The sequence below is a fragment of the Pseudomonas sp. genome, from assembly GCF_026224925.1.
Taxonomy (GTDB): domain Bacteria; phylum Pseudomonadota; class Gammaproteobacteria; order Pseudomonadales; family Pseudomonadaceae; genus Aquipseudomonas.
In genome coordinates, this window is record NZ_JAMFRV010000754.1 from 1 (window position 1) to 4300 (window position 4300).

Annotated in this window: 5 protein-coding genes; 4 read left to right on the top strand and 1 reads right to left on the bottom strand. The window is 59.2% G+C overall.

The genetic code is table 11. The features are described from left to right. Positions 1-1638, bottom strand: a 1638-nt coding sequence (locus tag M0974_RS31440; RefSeq protein ID WP_297845968.1) for a methyl-accepting chemotaxis protein, incomplete at its 3' end; no start/stop codon positions are given. Positions 1639-1853: 215 nt separating this feature from the next. On the opposite strand from M0974_RS31440, the gene M0974_RS31445 reads away from it, so the two are divergent. The 4 genes from M0974_RS31445 to M0974_RS31460 form a co-directional block, all read left to right on the top strand. Next, positions 1854-2897 carry an LLM class flavin-dependent oxidoreductase gene (locus M0974_RS31445; protein WP_297845970.1) on the top strand — a complete coding sequence of 348 codons (1044 nt, stop codon included), beginning with the start codon at positions 1854-1856 and terminating at the stop codon, positions 2895-2897. A 63-nt stretch (positions 2898-2960) separates the two neighbouring features. Next, positions 2961-3113: a hypothetical protein gene (locus M0974_RS31450; RefSeq protein WP_297845972.1), complete on the top strand. Its 153-nt coding sequence runs from the start codon at positions 2961-2963 to the stop codon at positions 3111-3113. 92 nt (positions 3114-3205) lie between these two features. Beyond that, on the top strand, positions 3206-3883 hold the full coding sequence (locus M0974_RS31455) for an isochorismatase family cysteine hydrolase (RefSeq protein WP_297845974.1): 678 nt from the start codon (positions 3206-3208) through the stop codon (positions 3881-3883). 5 nt (positions 3884-3888) lie between these two features. Beyond that, a partial coding sequence (locus tag M0974_RS31460) for a cytosine permease (protein ID WP_297845976.1) occupies positions 3889-4300 on the top strand: 412 nt, incomplete at its 3' end.

Consider the following 4300-nt stretch of genomic DNA (forward strand, 5'->3'; position numbering starts at 1 on the left):
ATGGGTCCGGCGTGCCAGATTCCCAAGCAAGGCGTCGATCTCACTGGTGGAGTCCGAGGTGCGCTTGGCCAGCGCCCGCACCTCATCGGCCACGACAGCAAACCCGCGACCTTGATCACCGGCGCGCGCGGCTTCGATGGCGGCATTCAGGGCCAGCAGGTTGGTCTGTTCGGCAATCGAACGGATGGTCCCGAGTATCGACTGGATGTCATTACTGTCCTGCTCCAGTTGCTGCATCGATTCGGCAGTGTGGCTAATCTCCTGGCTCAAGCGGTCGACGTTACTCACCGCCGCATCAATTTGCTGCTGCCCGGTGTGGGCCTGGCGTTGACCGTTGTCGGCAGAGTCGGCGGCCTGGCTGCAGGAGCGCGCAACTTCATTGGAGGTGGCGACCATTTCATGAAACGCGGTTGACACCATATCCACCGCCTCACGCTGGCGCGAGGCGACTTCGGCCATTTCCACCGAGACCTCGGTAGCACTGCCGGAGCTGCTGTGAATCTGTCCGGCCGCCTGACCAATACGCTGGATCAGCGTGCGAATCGCTTCAAGAAACTGGTTGAACCAGCCCGCCAATTGCGCGGTTTCATCCTGCCCGCGCACGGCCAGACGTGCGGTCAAGTCGCCCTCGCCCTGGGCGATGCCTTCCAAACCGCTGGCCACACCGCGAATCGGTTTGACGATCAACCCGGCAAACCAGGCCCCGGCCATGGCAAAAAGTCCGGCACAGATCAGCGCAACCACCGCGATGATCCAGGTCAGCCGGGTGGCACCGGCCATCACTTCACTTTCCCGGACCACGCCGACAAAGCGCCAGCCCAAAGCCTTAGAGGGCCAGACTAAAGCCATGTAGCGCTCGCCCGCCAGCTCGACTTCGACCAGGCCTTTGCCCGCCTCGGCGAGCTGACGGTAACCGTCGCCCAGCTCACTGAGCTTTTTGAAGTTGTGGGTCGGGTCCTTCGGGTCGACCAGGACCGTGTTGTTACCTTCCATCAACATTAAGTAACCGCTGGCGCCGAGCCTGATCTGCTTGACCAGATCGGTCAGCTGTTTGAGGGACACGTCGATGTTTACCACTCCGCCATTGGTGCCCAGGCGATTGCTGAAACTTTGAACGGTGCTGACCAGTACCACGTCATCTGCCGCCCAGTAATAGGCGTCGGTGCGCAAGACCTTGCCCGGCTGGGCCATCGCAGCCTTGTACCAGGGCCGCGTGCGCGGGTCGTAACTGGCGAGTTTTGGATCACCCGGCCAGAACACATAACCACCCTCTTCAGTGCCTAGCGAAAGATAGGCATAGGACGAATGACTCTTGGCCAGGCCTGCGAACAGCTGGAACAGTTGTTGGTCGTGCTCGCCCATAGGAACTTGAGCCGCATCACTGGCCAGATACCGCTTGAGGCTGGCATCGATGCCCTGCAGTTGCGGGTGTTCAGCCAAGTAAGCGACGTTCTGGCTGATGCCTTCAAAAAACAACTGCATGGCGTTTTCGACCTGCCGAATTTCCCGACCACTACTGTCGATAAACGTTTCCCGGGCCTCGTGGCGCACGTTGAGTATGATCAGCACAGCTACCAGAATGACCGGGAGGCTGGCAATCAGCGCAAATGCCAGGATCAATTTTTGTTTTATGTTCATCTAGCTCGCCTTCCTTGTGAGGTGAGTACGCTACCGTCAGAGAGAAATATTTTTTTCAGATATTCCATATTATGGTATACCAATATACAATCTGCCGAATAGCCGTTCTTGGCGACGTGCTTCAACTGGCTAGAACACCCGGGAGCGCCCAGGGCTCACTCCAGGCAACAGGCCGCAGTCGACAGGCCGACAACAAAAGATCCGAGGTAAACGTCATGAAATTTTCCCTGTTCGTGCACATGGAACGTTGGGACGAAAGCGTCAGCCACCGTCAGCTATTCGAAGACTTGACTGAACTGACCCTGATGGCCGAAGCCGGTGGCTTCAGCACTGTCTGGATCGGTGAGCACCACGCCATGGAATACACCATCTCGCCTAGCCCGATGCCGCTGTTGGCGTACTTGGCTGCCAGGACCACCACCATTCACCTCGGCGCCGGCACCATCATCGCGCCGTTCTGGCACCCGTTGCGGGTCGCTGGCGAATGCGCGCTGCTAGATGTGATCAGTAACGGTCGTATGGAAGTCGGCCTGGCGCGCGGCGCCTATCAGGTGGAATTCGACCGCATGGCCGGCGGCATGCCTGCGTCGTCCGGCGGCCAGGCACTGCGGGAAATGGTTCCAGTGGTGCGCGCCCTGTGGAAAGGCGATTACGCCCACGATGGCGATATCTGGAAGTTCCCGACGTCCACCAGCGTACCGAAGCCGATCCAGAAGCCAAATCCGCCAATGTGGATCGCCGCTCGCGACCCGGACTCGCACAACTTTGCGGTGGCCAACGGCTGCAACGTAATGGTCACGCCGCTGATGAAGGGTGATGAAGAAGTCCTGGATCTGAAGAACAAGTTCCAGGCCGCTCTCGATAACAACCCGGATGTGCCGCGTCCGCAACTGATGGTGCTGCGTCACACCCACGTGCACGCGGTCGATGATCCTGAAGGCTGGAAAGTCGGGGCCAAGGCAATCTCGCGCTTCTACCGTACGTTCGACGCCTGGTTCGGCAACAAAGAAGTGCCGGTCAACGGTTTCCTCGCGCCGAGCCCGGAAGAAAAATTCGCCGCTCGCCCGGAGTTCGAACTGGAGAGCATCCACAAGAGCGCGATGATCGGCACCGCGCAAGAAATCATCCCGCGCATCAAGTACTACCAGGAACTGGGCGTCGATGAGTTCAGCTTCTGGTGCGATAACAGCCTGCCCCACGCGGAGAAGAAAAAATCCCTGGAGCTGTTTATCAAACAAGTGGTGCCAGCGTTTCGCTGAGCCCGCTGACCTGCCCCTCGGACGCGAAGCCCTGGGGTTGACTGAAGCGTAGGGTCGATTCCCATGATCAATGGCCGCCTCCAATCACTCGCCCTTCCCTTCAGCGCCGAGCAGGCTTACCTGCGCGGCGAATGGACCGCTTCGCATATCCACCTCAAGCGCCTGCGCGCCTGCGTTTCAGCCAAGCAGAATGGCTTCTGGCAGCCCGTTCACTGAGCCCACCCGAACAGAAACCCACGCACTCCAGGTCGCGCCATCGCGCGACGTGGGCGGTGCATTGTGCTTCGGCTCATGATCAGGTTTGCTCAATGAATAATAAAAACGCTCTGTTGATCATCGACATGCAACAGGAGGACGGTTTCGTCCTGGAAAACTTCGACACGGTGGTGAGCAACACTGCCGCCTTGCTCGATTGCGCCCGCCGTCAACGGGTCCCTGTCATCTATACCCGCCATATCAATCAGGCCGACGGCAGTGACATGCCGCGCGGCGAACCGCGAGCGGCCGACGGCGGTCCGAGTGGTTATCGCGCCGGTACCCGGCAAGTGGAGATCATCGAACAACTGGCGCCGCAGGCTGATGAACAGGTGCTGGACAAGGGCCGCTACAGCGCCTTTCACCGCACCGACCTGGACGCCCGACTCAAGGCGCTAAGCGTCGACACGCTGATCATCAGTGGCGTGTTGACCGATGTTTGCGTACTCAGCAGCGTGTTCGATGCCTTCGCCCTGGGTTATCACATTCGCCTGGTCAGCGACGCCTGCACCACGACCACTTCAGCGGGACACCACTCGGCGCTGTTGATCATGGCCAACTGGATCTACGCGCTGGAAGTCCTGACCAGTGCGCAATGCCTGCGGGCACTGGAAAAACTCGATTATCTGAGCCTGATCCCCGAGCGTCCAGACCAGTTCGCCCATCAGCCTCATGAGTTCGAAAGCACCATCGCCTGTTTGCAATCCCACCTCGCCCGGACTCAGGAGTGACCGCCATGCAAGTCGAAAAAAGAAGCATCGATTTCATCCCTGAATCCGAACGCCATGGCCATCCCGGTTCGCTGTTCTTCATCTGGTTCGGCGCCAATATGAACATCACCACCATCGCTTCCGGCGTGTTGCCGGTGGTCATGGGGCTCAACCTGTTCTGGAGCGCGCTGTCGATCATTGTTGGTTCACTACTGGGGGCGATTTTCATGGCCTCCCATTCCGCCCAAGGACCGAAACTGGGCATCCCGCAAATGATCCAGAGCCGGGCGCAATTCGGCGTGTTGGGGGCGGTGTTGCCGCTGCTGTTCGTGATGCTGATTTACTTGGGATTCTTCGTCAGCAACACCTTGCTTGCCGCCCAGGCGATGGAGTCTGTCAGCCCATTATCGGCGACCGGAAACACTTACCTGATCGGGG